This window comes from Candidatus Liberibacter sp., from assembly GCF_014048425.1.
Classification (GTDB): Bacteria; Pseudomonadota; Alphaproteobacteria; order Rhizobiales; family Rhizobiaceae; genus Liberibacter.
On the sequence record NZ_JACETX010000051.1, the window covers coordinates 1 to 6,679 of the forward strand.

The window sequence follows — 6,679 nt, forward strand, 5'->3', positions numbered from 1 at the left end:
TATGTGGACAAGAATCAACAAAAGTAGTTTTGTTAATTGTTAAAAAATCTAAGATAAAAACGAAGGAAATCGTGATATGCCTGATATTGAATCAATCGTAGAAAAACTATCGTCTCTCACTCTTGTTCAGGCTGCAGAGCTTTCAAAAGCATTGGAGGAAAAATGGGGTGTGTCTGCTGCTGCTCCGGTTTCTGTTGCGTCAGCTGTAGCTGCGGGAGGAGATTCTGCTGCTCCAGAGAAGATGGAATTTGATGTCGTCTTAACGGGATTTGACACGAAGAATAAAATTAGTGTTATTAAGGAGATTCGTTCGATTACTTCTTTGGGTCTTAAAGAAGCCAAAGACCTTGTAGAAGCTTCCCCAAAAACCATAAAAGTGGGAATTTCTAAAGTTGAAGCTGAAGATATAAAGAATAAGCTTGATGCTATTGCTGGCACTAAAGTAGAGATACGTTAGTATCAATATTTTTGTGCAGATAGAATTTTAGGTTGGTCTTCAAGGAAATAATTTTTTTCTTTTCCTGTTGTTTGAGTATATCAAAAATTTATTGTAAGGAGAAACGATGGCTAAAAGCTTTTCGTTTAATGGTCTCAGGCGTGTGCGCAAATTTTTTGGGAGAATCCCTGAAGTAATTGATATGCCTGATCTCATTGGGGTGCAGAGGGCGTCGTACGATCAGTTTTTAATGATGAAAGAGCCTCCTGAAGGACGTCCTAATGAAGGTTTGCAGGCTGCATTTAAGTCTGTGTTCCCTGTTATAGCGTTCTCTGGAGCTGCGATGCTTGAATTCGTGTCTTACGAGTTCGACTCCCCGAAGTTTGATGTTGATGATTGTCTTCGTCGGGATTTGACGTACGCTGCTCCATTGAGGGTGACTTTGCGTTTGATTGTTTTTGATATAGATGAATTTACTGGTGCAAAATCTATTAAAGACATAAAAGAGCAAAGCGTTTATATGGGCGATATTCCGCTCATGACTGAAAATGGAACTTTTGTCATTAATGGGACCCAAAGAGTTATTGTCTCTCAAATGCATCGTTCTCCTGGTGTTTTTTTTGATCATGATAAGGGAAAATCTAGTTTATCCGGGAAGTTGTTATTTGCTTGTCGTATAATTCCCAGCCATGGTTCATGGATGGATATAGAGTTTGATTCTAAGGATATTATTCATGTGCGCATAGATCGACGTCGTAAGGTTGCTGTGACGTCTTTTTTAATGGCTTTGGATATGGATCCTGAAGAGATTCTTTCTACTTTTTACTCTAAGATCACCTATACAAAGAGAGAGAATAGCTGGTGTTTCTCATTAAATTCCGATCTATTGCTAGGCTCAAAAGCTCCGTCTGACTTGATTGATGCTGATACTGGTGAGCTTGTTGTTGAAAGTGGTCGAAAGTTTACTCTGCGTTTGCTAAAAGATCTTGAAGCTAAAGGAATAAAGTTTTTAGGAGTTGATGAGAGCTTCTTATATGGATCTTATGTGGCAGAAGATATTGTAAATCCAAAAACAGGATTCATATATCTTGAGGCTGGCGATGAGATTGATGCTAAAAATCTAGATGCTATAGTATCTTCCGATATTATAGATATTCCTATTCTTTATAATATTGATTTCAGTCCCTATATGCGTAATACCTTGGTTGCAGATAAGAATGAGAGCCGTCAAGAAGCTCTTTTTGATATCTATCGGGTTATGCGTCCTGGGGATATTCCTACTCTTTCGGCTGCAGAATCGATGTTTCATTCTCTTTTCTTTGATCCGGATAAGTATGATCTTTCGTCGGTTGGTCGTGTCAAGATGAATATGCGTCTGAATCTTGATGTGCCTGATGATGTCCGTGTTATCAGAAAAGGGGACATAATTGCTATCATCAAAGAATTAATTAATTTACGAGATGATAAAGGCAAGATTGATGATATTGATAATTTAGGCAATCGTCGAGTGCGTTCTGTTGGTGAGTTGGTAGGAAATCAGTATCGCCTTGGATTATTGCGTATGGAACGTTCCATCAAAGAGCATATTTCATCGGTTGAGATTGATACTGTTATGCCGCAAGATCTCATTAATGCCAGGCCGGTTGTTTCTCTCGTGCGTGAATTTTTCTGTTCTTCACAACTTTCTCAGCTTGAAGAGCATGTTAATTCGTTGTCGCGTATTACACATACACGTCGTTTTTCTGCTTTAGGTAAAGGAGGGATAACGAGGGCGAGAGCGTGTCTTCAAGTGCGAGATGTACATGTAACGCAGTATAGTCGTCTTTGTCCTGCGGAAACGTCAGAAGGTCATAACATAGGATTGGTTAGTTCTCTTGCGACTTTTGCGCTTGTTAATAAGTACGGATTCATTGAAGCGCCATATCGTAAGATTCGAGAAGGTAAGATTACGAATGATGTGGTATATCTTACAGCTATGGAGGAAGAAAATTTCCATATAGCCCAAGTTAATGCGCCTCTCAAAGAAGATGGCTCATTCGCGGAAGAGTTTGTTATTTGTCGTCATGCTGGGGAAGTGGTTCTTGTTAATCGTGATCATATAGATTACATGGATGTTTCTCCAAAACAGGTGGTTTCTGTTGCTGCGTCTCTCATTCCTTTTTTAGAAAACGATGATTCAAACCGTGCGCTTATGGGTTGTAATATGCAGCGTCAAGCTGTCCCGTTGTTGAAGGCTGAAGCCCCTTTTGTTGGGACAGGGATGGAATCGGTTGTGGCTAAAAATTCTGGGGCTTCTATTGTCGCGAAGCGTGCCGGAATTGTAGATCAGGTTGATGCGACGCGTGTTGTTGTTCGTGTCACGGAAGAAGTCCTCGAATCTTCTTCTTCTGGAGTTGATATTTATCGACTCCAGAAATTTCAGCGCTCTAATCAGAATACTTGCATTAATCATCGTCCGCTTGTGAATGTTGGTGATGAAATTAGTAAGGGTGATATCATTGCGGATGGTTCTTCTACGGATTTAGGTGATTTGGCGCTGGGTCGTAATGTCATCGTTGCTTTTATGCCTTGGCATGGATATAACTATGAGGATTCTGTATTGCTATCTGAGCGCATGGTTTCTGATGATGTATTTACCTCTATTCATATGGAAGAGTTTGAGGTTGTGGCTCGTGATACCAAGCTTGGACCAGAGGAGATAGTTCGGGATATACCCAATGTTTCGGAAGAGGGATTAAGAAATCTTGATGAATGTGGGATAATTTGTGTAGGAGCTGAAGTTAATCCGGGTGATATTTTGGTGGGAAAAATCACTCCAAAAGGTGAGAGTCTTATGACACCGGAGGAAAAGCTCTTGCGAGCTATTTTTGGTGAAAAGGCCTCAGATGTTCGGGATACCTCTTTGCGTATTCCTCCCGGAGTTTCTGGTACGGTTATAGATGTTCGTATTTTTAATCGACACGGAGTTCACAAGAGTGGACGTTCTTTGTCCGTTGAATCTGAACAAATTAAACTTTTTGCTCGAGATCGAGATGATGAACAAGCAATTTTAGATCGCAATGTTTATGGTCGTTTGATGGATATTTTGTGTGGACAAGAAGCGATTTCTGGTCCAAAGGGATTTAAGAAGGGTTCTGTTCTTTCGGCTGATTTGATGTCCGAATATCCGCGTTCACAATGGTGGATGTTTGCCGTTAAGGATGAAAAAGTTCAAGGGAAGATCGAGGACTTGAAATCTCAATACGATACTTCCAAATCTGATCTTGAAAATCGCTTTATGAATAAAGTTGAGAAGATTCAGTGGGACGATGAAATGCCACCGGGAGTTTTGAAAGTCGTCAAGGTTTTCGTGGCTATGAAGTGTAAGATTCAGCCTGGGGATAAGATGGCTGGGCGTCATGGTAATAAAGGGATAGCTTCTCGTATACTGCCTTGTGAGGATATGCCTTTCCTTGCAGATGGTACTCCTGTAGATATCGTTCTTAATCCATTAGGTGTTCCATCTCGTATGAATGTTGGACAGATTTTTGAAACGCATCTTGGTTGGGCGTGTGTTGGTCTTGGGAAAAAAATCAAGGGTCTTGTAGATGATTATAAGATAAGTGGTGATTTAGAGCCATTACGTAGTACTCTTGAAAAGGTTGTTGGCACTAATCCTAACTCTGAAAAGTTGTCCGACTACAGCGATGCTTCTATATTGCGTTTGGCAGAACAGTGGAAGTCGGGTGTATCTGTTTCAACGCCTGTTTTTGATGGTGCTAATGAAGAAGATATAAATTCTATGCTTCGTATGTCTGGTTTGGATGAGAGTGGGCAATCTATTCTTTACGATGGTCTTACAGGTGAGCCATTCGATCGTCCTGTTACTGTTGGCTATATTTATATGTTAAAACTTAATCATTTGGTGGACAATAAGATTCATGCTCGTTCTATAGGCAAGTATTCTCTTGTGACGCAGCAACCTTTGAGGGGTAGGTCAGTATTTGGTGGGCAACGTATTGGAGAAATGGAAGGGTGGGCTTTAAAGGCTTATGGTGCATCTTATACTTTGCAAGAGATGCTTACGATTAAGTCTGATGATGTCGCGGGTCGTACTAAGGCTTATGAATCGATTGTGCGAGGAGATAATTCTTTTGATACGGGCATTCCGGAAAGTTTCAATGTTTTGGTGAAGGAAATGCAGGCCTTGGGTTTGAGTGTTGATCTAGAAAATTCGCGTGCGAAGAGTGATTCGAAATTAGAAGAAATTTCGGATTTGACGAAATGGTAAGCGAAATTTTCTTGTTTTTTTCTGAGAAAATATTTTTATACCGACAAATAGCAATGGCTGGAGATAAGGCATGAACCAAGAGGTCGTGAATTTTTTTAATCCACAGATAGGCGACAAAAACTTTGATTCGATTAGAATTTCGATTGCTTCTCCGGAAAAGATTTTATCTTTATCTTATGGTGAGATAAAAAAGCTTGAAACGATTAATTATCGTACTTTCAAGCCGGAACGTGATGGTTTGTTTTGTGCTCGGGTATTTGGTCCGATTAGGGATTATGAATGCTTGTGTGGCAAGTATAAGCGTATGAAATATAAGGGTGTTATTTGCGAAAAATGTGGTGTAGAGGTAACCCTTTCCTGCGTTCGTCGAGATCGTATGGCTCATATTCAACTGGCTTCTCCAGTTGCTCATCCTTGGTTTCTTAAATCCTTGCCATCTCGTATAGCAACATTGCTTGATATGACCCTCAAGGATGTTGAGCGTGTGCTTTATTTTGAAAGTTATGTTGTCATTGATCCTGGTTTAGCACCTTTAAAAGAGCGTCAGATCTTAACGGAAGAAGAATACGTAGAAGTGGCTGATGAATTTGGTGAAAATCAATTTGTCGCTATGATAGGGGCCGATGCAATACGTGAGATGCTGGCTTCTTTGAAACTGAAGGAACTGGCGATTTCTTTGCGTTCCGAAATTGCTCATGCTACTTCTGTCCTTAAGCAGAAGAAGATATTGAAGCGGCTTAAAATTGTAGAAAATTTTATCAAGTCTGGCAATCGTCCTGAATGGATGGTGATGACTGTTATTCCTGTTATTCCACCTGATTTGCGGCCACTAGTGGCTCTTGATTTTGGGTGTTTCGCAGCATCTGATCTTAATGATTTATATCGTCGAGTTCTTGGTAGGAATAATCGCTTGAAGCGATTAATTGAGTTGCGTGCGCCGGATATTATTATACGCAATGAGAAGAGAATGCTTCAAGAATCCGTAGATGCTTTATTTGATAATGGTCGCCATAAGCGTGTAATAACTGGTGCAAATAAGCGACCTTTGAAGTCTTTGTCTGATATGTTAAAAGGCAAGCAAGGACGTTTTAGACAGAATCTTCTGGGAAAGAGAGTGGATTATTCCGGACGTTCTGTGATCGTTTCAGGAGCAGGATTAAAATTGCACGAGTGTGGCATACCTAAGTTGATGGCACTTGAGCTATTCAAGCCTTTTCTATATGCTCGCTTGGAGGCAAAAGGATTGGCTACTACAATTAAACAGGCTAAAAAGCTTGTTGAAAAGCAAAAACCTGAGGTGTGGGATGTGCTTGCTGAGGTGATTTACGAACATCCTGTCTTGCTCAATCGAGCTCCGAGTTTGCATCGCCTGAGTATTCAAGCTTTTGAACCTAGACTTGTAGCTGGAAAGGCAATTCAATTGCATCCTTTGGTTTGTGAGGGATATAATGCTGACTTTGATGGAGATCAAATGGCCGTGCATGTTCCTCTTTCCATTGAGGCGCAGTTGGAAGCTCGGGTATTAATGATGTCCACTAACAATATCTTACATCCGGCAAGTGGTGTTCCAGTGGTTGTGCCTTCGCAAGATATGGTTTTAGGAATTTATTATCTCTCTATTATGAATAAAGGAGAGCCAGGTGAGGGAATGGCTTTTTCTGATATGGGTGAATTGCATCACGCTCTTGAAAGCAAAATAGTCACCCTACATTCCAAGATTCGTGGAAGATATAGAAATATTGACGAAAATGGGTCTTGGGTATCGAAGATTTATGAAACGACCCCTGGTCGTATGATTATAGGTGAGTTATTGCCTCATCATCATAAGATTTCATTTGATATTTGTAATCAGGAAATGACCAAGAAAAACATCTCATTTATGGTGGATATGGTTTACCGTCATTGTGGACAAAAAAATACGGTCGTTTTCTGTGATCGTATTATGCGATTGGGATTTTCATATGCTTCTTTTT

General features: G+C 40.3%; 3 protein-coding genes. All 3 read left to right on the top strand.

Annotated features, from left to right (window positions below; genetic code table 11):
* The first annotated feature begins 76 nt into the window (after nucleotides 1–76).
* On the top strand, nucleotides 77–457 hold the full coding sequence (gene rplL / locus H0G72_RS05260) for a 50S ribosomal protein L7/L12 (protein ID WP_182017730.1): 381 nt from the start codon (nucleotides 77–79) through the stop codon (nucleotides 455–457).
* A gap of 106 nt (nucleotides 458–563) precedes the next feature.
* On the top strand, nucleotides 564–4,706 hold the full coding sequence (gene rpoB, locus H0G72_RS05265) for a DNA-directed RNA polymerase subunit beta (protein ID WP_182017731.1): 4,143 nt from the start codon (nucleotides 564–566) through the stop codon (nucleotides 4,704–4,706).
* Between the two features lie 70 nt (nucleotides 4,707–4,776).
* Nucleotides 4,777–6,679: DNA-directed RNA polymerase subunit beta' (locus H0G72_RS05270; protein WP_476384687.1), on the top strand; the 1,903-nt coding region annotated here is incomplete at its 3' end.

Excerpts from the sequence above, each read along its gene's own strand:
- rplL (WP_182017730.1), top strand. The coding sequence starts at position 77 with ATGCCTGATATTGAATCAATCGTAGAAAAACTATCGTCTCTCACTCTT.
- rpoB (WP_182017731.1), top strand. The coding sequence starts at position 564 with ATGGCTAAAAGCTTTTCGTTTAATGGTCTCAGGCGTGTGCGCAAATTT.